Annotated in this window: 17 protein-coding genes and 1 tRNA gene; 10 read left to right on the top strand and 8 right to left on the bottom strand. The window is 70.3% G+C overall.

The genetic code is table 11. From position 1 onward, the window contains the following. Window positions 1-34: 34 nt before the first annotated feature. Both ABEA93_RS06130 and ABEA93_RS06125 read right to left on the bottom strand, forming a co-directional pair. A complete protein-coding gene (locus tag ABEA93_RS06130) occupies window positions 35-583 on the bottom strand; it encodes an SMI1/KNR4 family protein (protein ID WP_345674242.1) in 549 nt (182 codons plus the stop codon). A gap of 223 nt (window positions 584-806) precedes the next feature. After that, entirely contained in the window at window positions 807-2,036 is a 1,230-nt protein-coding gene (locus ABEA93_RS06125; protein ID WP_345674241.1) for an LLM class flavin-dependent oxidoreductase, read from the bottom strand. Between the two features lie 350 nt (window positions 2,037-2,386). Here ABEA93_RS06125 and ABEA93_RS06120 point away from each other — a divergent pair, with 350 nt between their 5' ends. Continuing rightward, window positions 2,387-2,932 carry a YbaK/EbsC family protein gene (locus tag ABEA93_RS06120; RefSeq protein ID WP_345674240.1) on the top strand — a complete coding sequence of 182 codons (546 nt, stop codon included), beginning with the start codon at window positions 2,387-2,389 and terminating at the stop codon, window positions 2,930-2,932. 24 nt (window positions 2,933-2,956) lie between these two features. On the opposite strand, the gene ABEA93_RS06115 is transcribed toward ABEA93_RS06120, so the two are convergent. Beyond that, window positions 2,957-3,490 carry a DUF6817 domain-containing protein gene (locus ABEA93_RS06115; RefSeq protein ID WP_345674239.1) on the bottom strand — a complete coding sequence of 178 codons (534 nt, stop codon included), beginning with the start codon at window positions 3,488-3,490 and terminating at the stop codon, window positions 2,957-2,959. A gap of 263 nt (window positions 3,491-3,753) precedes the next feature. Here ABEA93_RS06115 and ABEA93_RS06110 point away from each other — a divergent pair, with 263 nt between their 5' ends. Continuing rightward, the gene (locus ABEA93_RS06110; protein ID WP_345674238.1) at window positions 3,754-4,740 is read left to right on the top strand and encodes a LysR family transcriptional regulator; all 987 of its coding nucleotides are present in this window, start codon (window positions 3,754-3,756) and stop codon (window positions 4,738-4,740) included. Further along, the gene (locus ABEA93_RS06105; protein ID WP_345674237.1) at window positions 4,737-5,231 is read left to right on the top strand and encodes a GNAT family N-acetyltransferase; all 495 of its coding nucleotides are present in this window, start codon (window positions 4,737-4,739) and stop codon (window positions 5,229-5,231) included. The genes ABEA93_RS06110 and ABEA93_RS06105 overlap by 4 nt, the downstream gene beginning before the upstream one ends. A gap of 1 nt (window position 5,232) precedes the next feature. Here the strand turns inward: ABEA93_RS06105 and ABEA93_RS06100 are convergent, their stop codons facing one another. Next, on the bottom strand, window positions 5,233-6,162 hold the full coding sequence (locus ABEA93_RS06100; protein ID WP_345674236.1) for an aldo/keto reductase: 930 nt from the start codon (window positions 6,160-6,162) through the stop codon (window positions 5,233-5,235). Between the two features lie 59 nt (window positions 6,163-6,221). Here ABEA93_RS06100 and ABEA93_RS06095 point away from each other — a divergent pair, with 59 nt between their 5' ends. The 3 genes from ABEA93_RS06095 to ABEA93_RS06085 all read left to right on the top strand — a co-directional run bounded on the left by ABEA93_RS06095 (window position 6,222) and on the right by ABEA93_RS06085 (window position 8,365). Continuing rightward, the gene (locus ABEA93_RS06095) at window positions 6,222-6,593 is read left to right on the top strand and encodes a MerR family transcriptional regulator (protein ID WP_345674235.1); all 372 of its coding nucleotides are present in this window, start codon (window positions 6,222-6,224) and stop codon (window positions 6,591-6,593) included. Between the two features lie 63 nt (window positions 6,594-6,656). Further along, window positions 6,657-7,817 (top strand): pyridoxal phosphate-dependent aminotransferase, encoded by a 1,161-nt coding sequence (locus tag ABEA93_RS06090; protein WP_345674234.1) that lies wholly within the window; start codon window positions 6,657-6,659, stop codon window positions 7,815-7,817. 137 nt (window positions 7,818-7,954) lie between these two features. Continuing rightward, window positions 7,955-8,365: a VOC family protein gene (locus ABEA93_RS06085; protein ID WP_345674233.1), complete on the top strand. Its 411-nt coding sequence runs from the start codon at window positions 7,955-7,957 to the stop codon at window positions 8,363-8,365. A 107-nt stretch (window positions 8,366-8,472) separates the two neighbouring features. Here ABEA93_RS06085 and ABEA93_RS06080 read toward each other — a convergent pair whose 3' ends face one another. Continuing rightward, window positions 8,473-9,645, bottom strand: coding sequence for an acyl-CoA dehydrogenase family protein (locus ABEA93_RS06080; protein ID WP_345674232.1), 1,173 nt, complete (start codon window positions 9,643-9,645; stop codon window positions 8,473-8,475). A gap of 142 nt (window positions 9,646-9,787) precedes the next feature. On the opposite strand from ABEA93_RS06080, the gene ABEA93_RS06075 reads away from it, so the two are divergent. Continuing rightward, a complete protein-coding gene (locus ABEA93_RS06075; RefSeq protein ID WP_345674231.1) occupies window positions 9,788-10,516 on the top strand; it encodes a TetR/AcrR family transcriptional regulator in 729 nt (242 codons plus the stop codon). Here the strand turns inward: ABEA93_RS06075 and ABEA93_RS06070 are convergent. Further along, a complete protein-coding gene (locus tag ABEA93_RS06070) occupies window positions 10,504-11,232 on the bottom strand; it encodes a class I SAM-dependent methyltransferase (protein ID WP_345674230.1) in 729 nt (242 codons plus the stop codon). The two genes, ABEA93_RS06075 and ABEA93_RS06070, sit on opposite strands and share 13 nt — an antisense overlap. A 324-nt stretch (window positions 11,233-11,556) precedes the next feature. Here ABEA93_RS06070 and ABEA93_RS06065 point away from each other — a divergent pair, with 324 nt between their 5' ends. Continuing rightward, a complete protein-coding gene (locus tag ABEA93_RS06065) occupies window positions 11,557-11,895 on the top strand; it encodes a hypothetical protein (RefSeq protein ID WP_345674229.1) in 339 nt (112 codons plus the stop codon). A 403-nt stretch (window positions 11,896-12,298) separates the two neighbouring features. On the opposite strand, the gene ABEA93_RS06060 is transcribed toward ABEA93_RS06065, so the two are convergent. Then, a tRNA-Phe gene (locus ABEA93_RS06060) sits at window positions 12,299-12,370 on the bottom strand. A 282-nt stretch (window positions 12,371-12,652) separates the two neighbouring features. Between ABEA93_RS06060 and ABEA93_RS06055 the strand changes: the two genes are divergently transcribed. Both ABEA93_RS06055 and ABEA93_RS06050 read left to right on the top strand, forming a co-directional pair. Beyond that, window positions 12,653-14,095, top strand: coding sequence for a DNA phosphorothioation-associated putative methyltransferase (locus ABEA93_RS06055; protein ID WP_345674228.1), 1,443 nt, complete (start codon window positions 12,653-12,655; stop codon window positions 14,093-14,095). Between the two features lie 60 nt (window positions 14,096-14,155). Further along, window positions 14,156-15,004, top strand: coding sequence for a hypothetical protein (locus ABEA93_RS06050; protein ID WP_345674227.1), 849 nt, complete (start codon window positions 14,156-14,158; stop codon window positions 15,002-15,004). A 111-nt stretch (window positions 15,005-15,115) separates the two neighbouring features. Here ABEA93_RS06050 and ABEA93_RS06045 read toward each other — a convergent pair whose 3' ends face one another. After that, window positions 15,116-15,916, bottom strand: a complete 801-nt coding sequence (locus ABEA93_RS06045) for an adenine nucleotide alpha hydrolase family protein (protein ID WP_345674298.1) — start codon at window positions 15,914-15,916, stop codon at window positions 15,116-15,118. Window positions 15,917-16,040 lie beyond the last annotated feature (124 nt).

The raw sequence follows: 16,040 nt of genomic DNA, 5'->3' as shown, positions 1-16,040 counted from the left end.
CCGATTTTCCCGGCCCGACTGGCAAAAGCCCAGGTCAGGACGCCTTCTTGTTGATCGCCTCGTAGACCCGGTCGGCCAGCTCGGGGTGCATGTCGAGGTAGCCCTCGTCGTCCACCTCGAAGGCGCCGGTGCGGTAGCTCTCCACGAAGGTCCGCAGCATGCGCGCCAGGTCCGGGTAGTCCGCCTGGCCGTCCGCGCCCTCCACGTAGCTCCACACCTGGACGACGCCCTCGTGGGACGTCCAGGCCACCGCGTAGAAGTCGCCGGCGGGCGAGACCAGCAGCGGCAGCCACTCCTCGTCGCCGTCCGACTCGACCTCGACCTCGTCCCGGAACTCCAGCGCCTCGGCGAGGCTGATGAGCACGTATCCGGGGATGAACGACGCCTCGTCGACCGTCTGGTCCTCCTCGGCGCGGGTGCCGTCCGCCCAGCCGAACCACTCGACCAGCTCGTCGGGCGCCCCGTCCAGGCGCTCCCGCACCAGTTCGGGCGCGAGCCCGGGCTCGAACAGCTGGACGACGCTCCGCCCGAGCCGCTCCAGCTCGTGCCGGACCCCGTCGAGCCCTTCCGTGACCGTGGCCATATGTGCTTCCTCCTGCCCTGCGTACGCGCGGTGCGCACCCGCGTACAGGATGGCGTACCGCACCCCCGTTCGTGCCCGGCCGCCGCAGGCTCGCGGACGGTCGGGGACGCCGAAGGGCCCGGCCGAGCGGCCGGGCCCTTCAAGCGCTACCCGCGGGCCCCGGGGCTCTACCCCCGGATCACCCGTACCACCTGATTTCCGCGGTCGCCCGCGGTGCCGGGGCTCAGCCCTGCGGCTTGCCGTCCAGGCCGAGGATGGCGTTGGCCGGCAGCACCGAGTGCTTGAGGTTCTCGTCGACCGGGCCGTTGAACGGCGCGTACTTCGGGGCACCGGCGCTGCGGCGGTAGGCCGTGGTCGAGTGCTCCGGGTTCTTGTCGAACTCGGGGATGACCTTGTCGCCGAACAGCTCGATCATCTCGAGGTTCTCTTCGTGCGACATGCCGTCGTTGATGCCGAACACGAGCTGGTCGCAGCCGACGGTCTGGTACGCCGCGATCTGCTCGCAGACCTCTTCCGGCGTGCCGACGAGCATGAGTCCGGCGTCGATGGCGAAGTCGAGGAACTCGTCGCCGCCCTGCGACAGGTCGAACGGCGCCTCCGGCCAGGTGATGGCGTCGGCCGACTTCGGCATCGTGTCGTGGTACATGTTCACCATCGTGACCAGGTAGCCGCGGCCCTTGGAGATGGCGATCTCGCGGGCGCGCTTGCGGTCGTTCAGGCAGATGACCGCGTTGGTCATCATCACGTTGTTGTTCTGGAAGTCGCCGAGGATCTCGACCGGGTTCTCCGCGGCCTCCTTGTAGGCCTCGATGCGGCCCTTCAGGTTGTAGATCGGCTCGAAGTTGAACGCGATCGCGCCGACGCCGAGCGAACCGGCCTTGGCGAACGAGCCCGGGTTGCCGCACGCCATCCAGATCGGCGGGTGCGAGTGGCCGTACGGCTTCGGCAGGATGTTGTGCGGGGTCGGCACGGTGAAGTGCTCGCCCTGGAAGGTGTAGTCGTACTGCTCCCACATCCGGACGATCTCGCGCGAGACCTCGTCCCACTCGGCCTTGGTCGAGTTGGTGTCGGCGATGTTGAACGACGCGACCTCGTGCGAGCCGGCGCCGCGGCCGGTGCCCCACTCGAAGCGGCCCTCGGTGATGTGGTCCATCATCGCGGCGCGCTCGGCGAAGCGGACCGGGTGCTCCTTGCGCGGCGAGAGCGAGTTGATCGCGGTGCCGAGGTGGATGCGCTCGGTCTGCGCGGCGACGTAGCCGATCGCGACCTCGGGGGCCGACAGGTGGCTGTACTCGGTCAGCGCGTGGTGCTCGCCGAACCAGGCGTACTTCCAGTTGTGCTTGTCCGCCTTGATCGCGAGCTCGAACTCGCGCATGAACATGAGGTGCTCGGACGCGCGGTCGTGCGCAGCCGGTCCCGGGATGTAACCGTTCAGGAAGATGCCGAACTCCACGTGGAGCCTCCCAAAGTGCCTGGTTCAACAATGTCGCGTCTGGCGGCTGCGCCCGTACAGCGGCAATGTACGCGCGCCCGGTCGGCACATGGCCGGAGAGGTGTCTAACGTCACGTCAGAAACCGTGCCCCCCAAGGGGGTTCACACACCGCCTCCGACCTGCTAACTGTCCCGGGACGAGAGGGTAACAACACGGAGAGTGACGGGCTTTTCGAGGCGACACGTGTAAGCAGCACGTACGCAACAACGATGTGATCAGCATCGGTCAGATTTGAGGGATTTTCCGTTCAGGCACGGTGAGCAACCGAACAGTCGCAGTGTCCGGGCGCGGATCCGCTTGGATGGTCGCCATGAGTGCCCTGGAGCTGTATCCCGCCCTCGCCCGCCTCGATCTCGTGGCCGATCCGGTGGCCGCCGCCCTGAAGCAGTGGACCGCCTCGGTGCCCGTCGACGCCGTGCGGGTCGCGGAAATCGATCCGGAGCTGGCCGACACCGCGGAGTTCTGCGCGCACTACGGCGTGCCGCTCGCCGACTCGGTCAACTGCGTGGTGATCGCCGCCAAGCGCGGCGGCGACGTGACCTACGCGGCCTGCATGGTCACCGCGCTGACCCGCGCGGACGTGAACGGCCTGGTCAGAAAGCACTTGGGAGCCCGCAAGGCGTCGTTCGCACCGCTGGCCGAGGTCGCCGAGGCCACCGGGATGGAGTACGGCGGGATCACTCCGATCGGGCTGCCCGCCGGGTGGCCGGTCCTGGTCGACCCGGCGGCCGCCGCGGTCGAGGCGGCGATCATCGGCTCCGGCAACCGGCGCTCGAAGATCGTGCTGCCCGGGCGGGCACTGGCCGAACTTCCGGGGGCCGAGGTACTGCCGGGGCTGGGCGTGCCCCTGGGATAAGAGGGGTGCGAGGGGTCCCCGCGGTCAGCTGTGCGGGTTCAGCACCCGTTCGACCTCGTGCGCGGCGCGGTCGCTGAGCAGACCGCGCCAGCCGCTCAGCAGGCCGTACAGCTCGGGCGTGCCGGACGCCTCCGGGTGGGCCCGGACGACGTCGAGTTCGTTGGCCGCGGTCAGCTCCGCGAAGGCACGGCGAGCGGCGGCGTCGGGCACGTGGCGCTCGCCGGTGAAGCGGTCGGTGAACTCGGCGGCGGCGTCCGCGAACTCCGGGTACGAACTGCCCCGGTCGCAGCTGGCGTAGAAGTAGACAAGGGCCTCGGCGTCGGCGCCGATCAGCGCGGCCACCTCGGCGCGGCGGTCGAGCCCGTACAGCGCCACCGGGAAGCCGTCGGTGCCGTAGAGGGCGTGGCACAGGCCGGCCAGCCGCAGTTCGCGCGGCGCGCCCCATTCGGTCAACTCGTCGTGGACGCGCACCAGATGGTCGAAGAGGTTGCCGCCCGGGTGCGCGACATCCTCGGCACCGAGCGTGCGCAGCAGGGAGACGGCGTCCGCCGTGACCACAGGTTCACCGCCGATCTTCACCAGCCGGCAAGCCGGACGAGACAACAACGCGACAACAACGCGACAGCAGGCACAGCCGAAAACGCGACGTCGGGCACGACGCCCGGCAGGCACGGCCGGGCGAGCTGGGGTCGGCACCCGCCGTGCTGTCGACGGGTCGGACGGGTTGCCGCCCCCGGGCCCACCCGATAGCCTCGCGCCCCGCAATACCCAAGTCAATCCTAGGATTTCCTGGGCTTGACCCAAGTTTCAGCTTGGTGATCATGACGCTCGACGACCTGCGGACCTTCATCGCCGCGTGCCGGCACGGCAATCTGACCGCGGTCGCCCGCGACCTGGGCTGCACGCAGTCGGCGGTGAGCCAGCACATCAAGCGCCTCGAACACGAGGTCGGCCTGGACCTCCTGGAGCGCCTGCCCCGCGGCGTCGCGCCCACCGAGGCGGGCCGGATCCTCTACGCCGCCGCGCGCGACAGCCTCGCCGGACTCGACCTCGCGCTCCAGCGGCTGGGCGACCTGCGGGACGGGCACGGCGGCACAGTCCGCGTCGCCACCGGCGCCACCACCGTCAAGCACTTCATGACCGGCGCGATCGTGGCGTTCCGCCGCACCAATCCGCACACGTCCCTGGAGTTCCAGACCGAGAGTTCGAGCCGCACCTGCCTGGCCGCGGTCGCCGCGGGCCACGCCGACCTCGCGTGGGTCACCATCGGCGAGCCGGTGCGCGGCATCGAGCAGCGCCCGGTCGCCGCGCTCCCGTGGATGCTCGCGGTGCGCCGCGACGACCCGCTCGCCGAACGGGAGCGGCTGACCATGGACGACCTGGCGGGCATCCACCACATCCGGCTGCCCGAGACGTCGACCTCCCGGCTGCGGCTGGATGCGCACCTCGCCGCGCACGCCATCCGGCCGCCGTCCACGACCGGCGTCGCGGACTGGGACACCGCGATGCTGCTGGCCGAACTCGGCCTCGGGCACGCGGTGGTGCCCGACCTGCCCAACCTGGCGCGTACCTCCGACGGGCCGCTGCGGCTCGTGCCGATACCCGACCTCCCGCCGCTCACCGTCGGCTGGGCGGCCCGGCAGTGGCAGGCGCTGTCCCCGTCCGCGCGGGTGTTCGCCGAAGCCGTGGAACGCGTCGCGCCGGGACGGCTGCGCGCCGCCGCGGGGGACGGCGGCGCGGGCGGGGCGACCGTGCCGCACCCCGCGCGGCCGGGCGCCGACGAGACCTCCGTACAGTCGTCCGTATGACCACGTCGCCTTCGCTGACCGTCGCCGACGACCTGGCCGCGGCACGCCCGCTGCTGTTCGCCTACTACAACGCGACGGCGACCGAAATGGGCTACCCCACCTGGGACTCCCCCGACGACCTGCCCGACTACTTCCGCACCGACTTCGACGACGTCGAGGCCTACTACGCGGCCCCCGGCGGGTACCTCGTGGCACGTCTGGACGGCGTCCCGGCCGGCGGCGTCGGCTACCACCTCCTCGGTGCGGACGACGTCGAGGTCAAGCGCCTGTACGTGGCGCCCGAGGCGCGCGGCGCGCGGGTCGCCCGGCACCTGATGGACGCCCTGCACGACCGCGCCCGGGCGGCCGGCGCCCGCCGCTGCGTCCTCGACGTGCTGCCGCAGCGGACCACGGCCATCGCGCTGTACGAGCGGCTGGGCTACCGGCGCATCCCGGGCTACCTCGACGACCACGGGCCGATCCCGCTGGACTGCTTCGCCTACGACCTCTGACCTACGCCCCCTCAGGGGCGGCCTCCAGATCCGACAGCCGCGCGAACTGCTCGGCGTTCAAACGGACATCGAGTGCCTTGACGTTCTCCCGCAGGTGGGAGACCGAGGTCGTGCCCGGGATCGGCAGCACGACCGGCGACCGGTGCAGCAGCCACGCGAGCGCGGTCTGCGCGGGCGTCGCGCCGAGTTCGCGGGCGATCTCGGCGACGGGCCCGTCCGGTCCGGCGTGCGCGCCCATGGCGACCGGGAAGAACGGGATGAACGCGATGCCGCGCTCGGTCGCGTAGTCGAGCACCGCTTCGTGCTGCCGGAAGCCCAGGTTGTACATGTTCTGCACGGACGCGATCGGCGTGATCGCGTCCGCTTCGCGGAGCTGCCCGACGGTCGCTTCGGACAGGCCGATGTGCCGCACCTTGCCTTCGTCGCGCAGCTGCGCGAGCGCGCCGATCTGGTCGGCAAGCGGGTACTCGGGGTCGATCCGATGCAGTTGCAGCAGGTCGAGGCGGTCGACGCGCAGCCGCCGCAGGGCGAGTTCGGCCTGCTGGCGCAGGTAGGCCGGGTGCCCGAGCGGCACCCACGCATCGGGCGCCGGGCGGACGACGCCGACCTTGGTGGCGACCACGACGCCCTCGCGGTACGGGTGCAGCGCCTCGGCGACCAGCTCCTCGCTCTCGCCCAAGGCGTACGCGTCCGCGGTGTCGACCAGGTCCACCCCGAGGTCGACCGCGGCACGCAGCACGGCGAGCGCACCGTCCCGGTCGGCGGGGCCGCGCCATACGGGTGCGGCGGCCGGATCGGCCGGGCGTTCGTCGGTCAGCCGCATCGTGCCGAAGCCGATGCGCCGGACGGGCAGCTCGCCGTCGAGCGAAAAGACCTGGTCGGCGGTGGTGTCGAAGGAACGGCGGGCGGTGTTTCCGATGAGGTTCGTCATGCCCACGACGTTAGGATCTGACATCCATGTGAGGTTCAAGCAGATGTGAGGGGGGTCACATGACAGGGCTGATGAAGATCGGCGACCTGGCCCGCGCCACGGGCGTCAACCCGCGGCTGCTGCGCTACTACGAAGAGCAGGGCCTCATCACGTCGCAGCGCACGGCGAGCGGCCACCGGCACTACACCGCGGAGACGGTCGAAGGCGTCGAGCGCGTGCGGACGCTGCTCGCGGTCGGGCTGTCCACCGCGGTGATCCGCGAACTGATGCCGTGCTTCATCGCGGGCACCGAACTGCACCCGTGCGCGGGTGCCGACCTGCAGACCCACTTGGACGAACTCGAAGCACGCATAGCGGAGATGGAGCACACCCGCGCGTCGCTCGGCAGCCTCATCGCCGCGGCGAAAGCGAACCCGCCGAACGCCGCCTGACGCCTGCCGCGGCCTGTCACGACGTGCCGCCCGAAGCCCGCGGCCCGAGCAAGGAGTCTGCGAGTGCCGGAACTTCCCGAATTCCGCCTGGAAACGTACTTCTCCCGCTGGGAGTTCACCGCGCGGTTCCACATGGCGGCATCGGACGCGCAGACCATGCCGGTCGCCGACCTGCTCGCGCTGGCGGACGACGCCGACCGCGAGGCGTGGGAGAACCTGGCCCTCGGCTACACCGAGACCCGCGGCGACCCGGGGCTGCGCGCCGCGATCGCGGACACGTACGACTCCGGCACCGTCTCCCCCGACGACGTGCTGTGCTTCGCCGGCGCCGAAGAGGCGATCTACCTCGCCATGCAGGTGCTCCTCGGCCCGGACGACCACTGCGTCGTCACCACACCGAACTACCAGTCCGCCGAGACCGTCCCGCTCGCGCTGTGCGAGGTGACCGGGGTGCCGCTCGACCCGGACGACGACTGGGCGCTGGACGTCGACCGGATCAAGGCCGCGCTGCGCCCGCACACCCGGGTGGTGTCGGTGAACTTCCCGCACAACCCGACCGGCAAGGTCGTGGACAAGACGACGTTCCGCCGCCTCGTCGAACTCTGCGACGCCCGCGGCATCCACCTGTTCAGCGACGAGGTCTACCGCGGGCTGGAACGCGACCCCGCACGAACGCTGCCGCAGGCCGCGGACCTGTCCGACCGCGCGCTGTCGCTCAACGTCCTGTCCAAGTCGTTCGGGCTGCCGGGGCTGCGCGTCGGCTGGATCGCCTGCCGCGACCGCGCGCTGCTGTCCCGGCTGGAGCGGGCCAAGCACTACACGTCGATCTGCAACGCGGCGCCGAGCGAGATCCTGGCGCGCATCGCGGTGAAGGCGCGCGGGCCGATCCAGGGGCGCAACCGGGCGATCGTCGCGGAGAACGTGCCGCTGCTCGAGGCGTTCTTCGCCGAGTTCCCCGACCTGTTCGCGTGGCGGGCGCCGGACGGCGGCTGTGTCGCGTACCCGCGCTACCTCGGGCCGGGCGACGTCGGCACGTTCTGCCGGGACCTGGTCGAGGAGGCCGGCGTCCTGCTGCTGCCCGCCGACATCTACCGCTCCGAACTGGGCCCCACCCCGCGGGACCGCTTCCGGATCGGCGTCGGGCGCCGCGATCCGGGACCGGCGCTGGCCGCCTTCGCCGACTGGCTGCACAAACGCGCGAAGAAATCCTCGGCGCGCCGATGAGTCTCGGACGGGATTCCGGTCTACATCTGTGACAACGACGGCGGAAGCCGCACGTACCCACGGATACCCGGACGATCCGGGGCGCCCGGAGAACCTTGGGCACCCGGGCGTCCGGACACTCGGAAGAGGAGCCCCCGATGGCGACCATGATCTTCGTGAACCTGCCGGTCAAGGACCTGGACGCGAGCAAGGCGTTCTACACGGCACTCGGCTACCCGCTCAACCCGCAGTTCACCGACGAGAACGCCGCGTGCGTGGTCATCAGCGAAACGATCTTCACCATGCTGCTGACCGAGCCGTTCTTCAAGAACTTCACGAAGAAGGAGATCGCCGACGCGCGGACCTCCACCGAGGCGATCATCGCGCTCAGCGCCGAGGACCGTGCGGGCGTCGACCGCATCGCCGACCTCGCCCTCGCGCACGGCGGCTCCGAGGCCAACCCCCCGATGGAGCAGGGCCCGATGTACAGCCGCTCCTTCCAGGACCCGGACGGGCACCTGTGGGAGGTCATGTGGATGGACCCGGCCGCGATCGAGCCGCAGGGCTGACCGGCACGTTCCCGCCCGACGGGTCGGCGGCGGCCCGCCCCGGCCACGACCGCCGCCGACCCGGGCGGACAGCTCCCGGCTCGGGTTCTGAACGCTCCTGCCGGGCCCTAGCCCAAGCCGCCGCCGATCTTCGTGTAACCGCGCAGCAGGTCGCGGGAGATGATCAGGCGCTGCATCTCGTCGGTGCCCTCGAAGATCCGGTAGAGCCGCACCTGCCGGTACCACCGCTCCAGCGGCAGTTCGCGGGTGTACCCCATGCCACCGTGGATCTGCAGCGCACGGTCCACGACCCGGTTGACCATGCCCGCGCCGTAGAGCTTCGCCATCGAGGAGCTGTGCCGCGGGTCCTGGCCCTGGTCGATGGCCCATGCGGCGCGCAGCACCAGCATGCGCGCGGCCTCGAGTTCCACCTCGGAGTCGGCGATCATCCACTGGATGGCCTGGTTCTCGCCGATCGGCTTGCCGAACGTCTCGCGGGTGCGGGCGTGTTCGACGGCCATCTGGAGGACGCGCTCGGCGATGCCCAGCGCATGCGAGGGAATCGTGTAGCGGCCCTTGCCGATCCACTTCATGCCCAGCTCGAAGCCCTGCCCGACCTCGCCCAGGACGTTCCGCGACGGCACCCGCACGTCGTCGAACACCAGGGCGGCGGGCCCCCCTTCGCCCATCGTCTGGATGAACTCCGACGTCCCGCCCATCTCGCGGTCCACCAGGAACGCGGTGGTGCCGCCGCGCCGCACCCCGAGCTCCTTGTCGTTGACCGCGACGACGATCGCGAAGTCGGCCTCGTTGCCGTTCGTGATGAACGTCTTCTCGCCGTTGAGGATCCAGTCGTCGCCGTCCCGGCGCGCGGTCATCTTGATGTTCGCGGCGTCCGAGCCGGCGCCGGGCTCGGTGATCGCGAAGCACGAGATGCGGTCCCCGGCGATCGTCGGCAGGAGGTACTCGGCCTGCTGCCGCTCGTCCGCGAAATAGAGGATGTTGTCGGCCTCGCCGCCGAACCGGAACGGCACGAACGTGCGCCCCATCTCTGTCCACACCAGCGACTGCGTGACCGCGGGCAGCTCCATGCCGCCGTACGCCTCCGGTGTGGACAGCCCCCAGAAGCCGAATTCCTTCGCCTTCAGCTGGAGTTCGCGAAGCTCCGAGCGCTCCAGGCCGGGCTGGTGCCGGCGCTCGCGGCGCAGCACCTCCTGCTCCAGCGGGATGACTTCCTTCGCCAGGAAGGCGCGCGCGGTGTCCCGGATGGCCTTCTGCTCGTCGGTCAGGGAGAAGTCCACCGTTGCTCCTCGTCGGCCTTAATTAGCAGTGATAATTTGGGACTATAGCCCGCGGCTCGATCCGGCGGAAGACACCGCCCGGGCACCGCCGTATCCGGGCACCGAACGTCGTATCCGGGGAACCCTTCAGGAGGCGCGCATCGTGGGACGGCCCCGCCGACCGCTGCTCAGCCGGGACCGCATCGTCGCCACGGCGCTCGCCCTCGTGGACGCCGAGAGCCTGGAGGCGGTCTCCACCCGCCGCCTCGCCGCCGAACTCGGGGTCAGCGGGCCCGCGCTCTACAACCACTTCGCCGGCAAGGACGCGATCATCGACGCGGTCGTCGACACCGTGCTCGGCGAAGTCGACATCACCGGGTTCGCCGGCGTCGGGGCGGACGGCACCCCGTGGCAGGACGCGCTGCGGCAATGGGCGCGCTCGTACCGCGAAGTCCTGGCGGGGCACCCGCACATCGTCCCGGCGCTGGCCACCGGCCCCGGACGGCGGCCGCACGCCCTGCGGATGGCCGACGCGGTGTTCGGCGCCCTGGTCGACGCCGGGTGGCCGCGCGCGCAGGCCACCCGGGTCGGCGTGCTCATGCGCTACTTCGTCACCGGCTCCGCACTGGGGTCCTTCGCGGGCGGCTTCCCGGACGACGCGGCGGTGTACGCCGGGACGTACCCGCACCTCGACCGGGCCCACCTGCTGGCCGACGCCCAGCGCGAGATCGACGAGTCGGCGTTCGAGGCCGGGTTGGAAGCGTTGATGGCGGGGCTCACCGTCCGGTATGCGGCGGTGGTGGCGGAGCGGGGCGGGGAACCCGGCGCCGACGGCGGTCCCGATCCGGCTCCCGGCCGGCCCGGCGGCGCCGCTACCGGTCAGAAGTCGTAGCCGCGCCGCACGATGGCCTCCCAGCGGCGCCAGCGTCCACGCTTCCCGGTGGCCCGGTCGGTGCGGTCGTCGCGCAGCGGCAGCACCTCGTCGTGGCCGCCGAGCAGTTCGGCGAGCCCGGCCCGGCTGAAGTAGTGCGAGGTGATGCCCGGCGCGTCGCGGTCCTCGGGCAGGTAGCGGATCGTCCTCGAGCCGTCGTCGTGCTCGCCGAGCACCTCGTACGGCCGCGTCACCTCGGTCCCCATCGCGGTCACCCGGATCGCGAACAGCCCGCCGGGCGCCACCCGGTCGAGCGCCGCACGCACGTGGGCGTGCGCCTGCTCGCGGGTGCCGTGCTGGAACACGTTGATCCCCGCGACGACCCCGAACCGGGCGTCCGCGGGCAGTGCCCCGAGGTCGCCGTGCACCAGCCGGTGCGCGCGCTCCGGGGCACGTTTCCGGATCTCGGCGAGGCCGACGGCGGAGATGTCCAGGCCGACCAGGTCGAGGCCGCCGGCCACCAGCGGGAGGTAATTGCGACCGTTCCCGACCCCGATGTACAGCCCCTCGTCGTGCGTCAGACCGAACCGCCGGGCCGCGGAGAGGATGTCCTCGACCAGGGGTTCCGGTGGCAGGTCGAGCAGGCGGCCTTGGGCGTATTCGGTGTCCCAGTACACCTCGGCCAGGGACGGGATCCGCCCGGCGTACTCGAACCCGGGCGTACCGCGCGGCGTCATGGGGGCGTGTCTCCTTCGGGGCGTCGGGTGGGGGCGGTCGTGCGTGTCGGCGGGTTCCGTCGCGTGGCTTTCCGTTCCACGGGCCTCCGGTCGCGCACGTCCGGTTCCGCCCGTATCCCCGCCTGCCGCGACGCCATCCTCCGGCGCCGCCGACATCGCACGACAGGGCGCACGGAAGCACGCCCCGGGCGCAGGCCGTCCCGGGCCGCCGCCGGCGATCCCGCGCTCCCAGCGAAGCACAGAGCCACCCCGCCCACTCCACTTTCGGGTCGTCCTCGGCCGTCGGCACCCCGCCGAACGCGGCCACCGCCCTACCGTCGAAGCATGAAAGAACAGCACTGCGAACACTGTGACTTGATCATCGGCCAAGGCTGCGCATGCCGGACCCCCGCCACCCCGAGCGCCGAACCGACCCCGTGGACCCGCCTCCCCGGCACCGCCATCCTGATCTCCCCCGGCCGCATCGCCCACACCCCGGGCGGCTGCACCCACATGACCGAGTCCGACGTCCTCAGGCCCGGCTCCCACTGGGGCTGGATCACCGACCCACCCCCCGGCCTCTGGACCCGCATCAGCGACACCCATCCGGCCACCGCCACCGGCGGCCGCCTCGGCACGACGGCGGACCGCCGGTGTCGGCATTGTGCGGAGTCGTTGGGGTAGGGCGGCGGGTGGAGGCCTGCGGGCCTCTCGGACGGGGGTCGCGAATCACCGGAGGGCTGCGGGACAGCCGCACCTTCCGGCTCGGCCCCGCGCCCGCTTCCCCTCACGATGACGCGGATCACATCACCTGGTGCGCCATCCCACCCGACCGGGTCGCTCACGGCCCGGCGCGGTCCGCGACGACCCGGAAATCCCTGACCGGCAGCCCCGCGCCCCCAGCCCGGGAACGTGTCGCGCGCCACTCGCCCGCGGTCGGCCTGCCCCCCTGGACCGCGCCGCCGCCCGGGGGCGGAGCCCGCACGCCCCTGTGGCCTCGGACACACCCGTCCCGCCGACCCGCGCACCACGCACAACAAAGAAGCCCCGTCGTCGACTTGGTCGACTTCGGGGCTTTGCGTTTGAGTGGCCAGGGGCGGGGTCGAACCGCCGACCTTCCGATTTTCAGTCGACGAAGATCATTCCGCCCCTGTCCGCCGCCGTTTTTCACCGTCCTACTTTGTCCAGATCCCAACGCATTCCCAACCTGCACATGACGGCATGTGCTGCCCCGTTGCAACCCGTCCGGGCACACCACGGGCACACCAGGGCGGCCCAGGGGCGGCCCGGACGACCCGCCACGCCCGTAGTCGTCACGGAGAGCAGCGTCACGAGGTCAGTTGGGACGTGTGACTCCTCGTAAGCCGGGGCACTGGATCGGGTGTCAGTTAAGGTTCGGGGCTGTCGCCTGCTGGCCTGTCCGTGGAATCAGGGGACGCCGATGACACAGCAGCTGTGGAGCAGCCAGAGGCATCAGACCGCGATTGGCCGCGTCGGTCTCTCGCTGCCGGCTCGCCGCGCAGTCGGCGACCTCCAACTGGAACCCAACATGGGAGTGCTGGACTACGGGTGCGGGCGTGGCGGCGATGTACGGGCACTGCGGCACATCGGGTTCGATGCCGCGGGGTGGGACCCAGTGCACTTTCCGGACGGGCGACGCGAGCCAGCCGAGGTGGTCCTTCTCACCTATGTCCTGAACGTCATTGAGAATCCCGCCGAACGCCGCGAGACGCTCCTGCGAGCCTGGGACCTCGCCAAGACGACGCTCGTGGTGTCCGCGCGGTTGAGGTGGGAGCGTAACCAGATCAAAGGAACGGAGTACAGCGACGGCATCCTTACGCAGCGCCGCACCTTCCAGCACCTCTACGCCGCCGGCGAGCTGCGCGACTACGTCGAGGAAACCACCGGCGTCCGTTGCGTGTCGGCGGCGCCCGGCATCGTCTACGCCTTCAAAGACGACGCGGCCCGCTTGAGCTACCTGGCCCGCCAGGTCGCCCCCGACGGGGGATGGCTGGAGTCCGAGGACACGGCCTCGGCGATCACCTCGGTTGTCGCTCATCTCGAACAGCGCGGCAGGCTGCCTCAGCTGGAGGAAATGCCGGAGCCCATCATGAGCCTCCTCGGTCACCTGCGCCAAGCTGAACTCAGGCGTCTTGCCGAGCAGGAGGCCGACCCCATGAAGGTCGAACGAAGTGCCGAGCGCGGAGCCCTAGACACACTACTGTTCCTCGCGCTAGAGCTGTTTCACGGCCGAGGCCCGTTCAGTAGTCTGCCCCTGCCGATTCAGTTGGACATCCGCGCCTTCTTCCCTTCGTACACCGAGGCATGCCGTCGCGCGGATCGGCTGCTCTTCAAGCTGCGTGACGACGCATACGTCCGGCGGGCGATGAACAGATCGATCGCTGGCAAGTTCACCGCGACCGCCCTGTACGTGCACCGCCGCGCGCTCCACCGGATCCCGACCGTGCTACGCCTGTACGAGCAGTGCGCGAGCATCGCTGCTGGCCGCCCTGGCGAGTGGTCCGTTGTCAAGCTCCGCCACCAGGGCCGTGGCGTCAGCTGGCTCGACTACCCCGAGTTCGACACCGATCCCCACCCGCGGATCGCGGCCTCGTACGCGGTCGACCTGGGGACCCTCAAGTCCTCCTTCACCTCGTACGCGGACTCCACCAACCGTCCCCTGCTACACCGTAAGCACGAGTTCCTTGCAGAGGACGATCCCGCCGCACCCAAGTACCGGAGGCTCACGGAGGCCGAGGTGCGCGCCGGCCTCTATGAGAGTCCCCACCTGATCGGCATGGAAGAGGGCTGGGAGCGCGAACTCATTCGCTGTGAGCGGGAGTTACGAGGCCACAGGCTCGTACGCCGCACAACCGGCACCTGAGGGTCGCACCTGCGCTCGACACCAGAGCCATTTGTCAGTGCCATGTGTCACGCTCCATCCATGACCACTGCCCGGATGGAGGGTCCCTGCCTGCCCTCATACCGCACGCTGTCCACTCTCGCGCTGTGCGAGCCCGAGGACCACGTCCGTGAACTCACCGACTGGGTTGAACACGCCTCAGCTGTCACTGCCCTCCCCGGGGCGCGGGACAGCTGGGACACGGCCTACAAGTGGCTCCGGCTCGCCCAGGGCCTGCGCACAGTGACGTTTGACATGTCGTACGACGACGGCGGAATGTGTTCCGTCGGCATCGACTTCGACGCCGTCTGGACTGAAATGATGGAGGAGTGGCAGCAGCACCAGGTCCGGCTCGGCTTCCTACGCGCAGCGCTCGAAGGATACGCCCGGTTGTTGCACCCGGACTCCACAGACCCTGGACAGGCCGTCGAGGCCGCGGAACGGCTGCACCACGACGGCAGTGCATGGCTGGTGCACGCTCGCGCGGTCGCCGACCATCTGCGGACGCATGTCCCGGGCGTAGTGTCGGGCGCTAGCACGCCGGTGGCGGCAGCGGTGACCCAGGCGATTGCCCTGCACGAGACGGTCGTCCGGGGCAGTGCCGCTATCCCCGAGCCGGGCAGCGACGCGGACGGAAAGGTCTTTCCCACCGGGCACGCCGAGGTCTGCGCGGCAAAGGAAGCCTCCACGGTGCTGCTGCTGGGAATCCAGCTGCTGATGGCGGCGGCGGTGCTGGAGAATCGCGTCGCCGTCTTCGACGACAAGTACGTTCTCGACGGCATGTGGATTCCCGACTCCTCGGGCGGCAGCCGCTGGGTGGACGAAGAGATGCCCTACAGCGAGTACCTCGCCGTCCTCCACCTTCAGCCCGGCGAGCCGCCCGAGCTCTGATTCCGCTACCTGCAGTGCCCTGCGGCGGCCACACCGGCACAGTTGCAAACGATGGGTGGGGCCCGAAGCCATGGCTTCGGGCCCCACCCATCGCAGTCTGCTCGGCAGGTATCAGGTCATACACCAGCCGGAGTCGCAAGCTCCCTCATCCTCATCGTCGCCACCCACCCCCGGACCCTGATCGGGGATGGCCTGAGCAAGCGGGATGCCGTACCTCGTGAGATACACGGCATCCCGCCCGAGTGCGGCCCGCCGACGGTTGATCGTGTCCTCCAGCCGGACCGACTGAGCGAACAACTCGGGCTCGTGCCGACGCTGGTGGCGCCAGGCGTCGACGGTGCGGAAGGGGCAGAAGAAGCACGAGCTCTTGGGCGGTACTGGTAGGCCAGCCTCGGTGATGATGCTCTCGCAGTCGTCCCGGCGTAGCCCGAGGTCGAGAAGTGGGTACTCGATGACCTCGTGAGCTTCCCTCCGCCGGCGGTTGGCGCGATGGATTTCGTCGAGCGATATGCCAATGCCGACCGTCGCCGGGGCCTCCGCCGTGGCACCGTGCTCCCGAAGCCACCGCCCGACCACTTTGATTTTGAAGTCAGCGGTGCAGTTGCGGCGGCCAGGAGCGCCGTTGGCCATGCGGACCGGGATTGGGATCGACCGGGTGTCCGGCCGGTTCAGCCGCTGCATGAGCGATTCCGTGGCCCCGTCGCGGCGTCGCCGTCTGAGCTCGTGGACATCCAATCCTGCACGTGTGGCGTACGGGATGGCGATCTCACGAACGTACGCGAGGGTCGCGGGGTGCTCGCTGTCGTCGCCGACGTTGGCGAACAGGAAGGTGCGGAAGTCGATCTCTCCGCGAGCGGCCAACACGAGCAGGGCGGTGCTCTGGACACCGCCTCCGTACGAAACGACCTTCATCGGAGGGTGGTTGGGCTCGCGGGAAGCGGCCCCTGGGATGGAGTCGGCGAGATCGGCGTGGTGGGCTCCGGTGGGCTGCTGCAAGATCGACATGTGAGAGACAATATGGATGCAGGTAAGTGGA

Source organism: Yinghuangia aomiensis, from assembly GCF_039542225.1.
Taxonomy (GTDB): Bacteria; Actinomycetota; Actinomycetes; order Streptomycetales; family Streptomycetaceae; genus Yinghuangia; species Yinghuangia aomiensis.
Note: the sequence above shows the minus strand (reverse complement) of the source record. Positions and strands in the feature narration are given on the sequence as shown.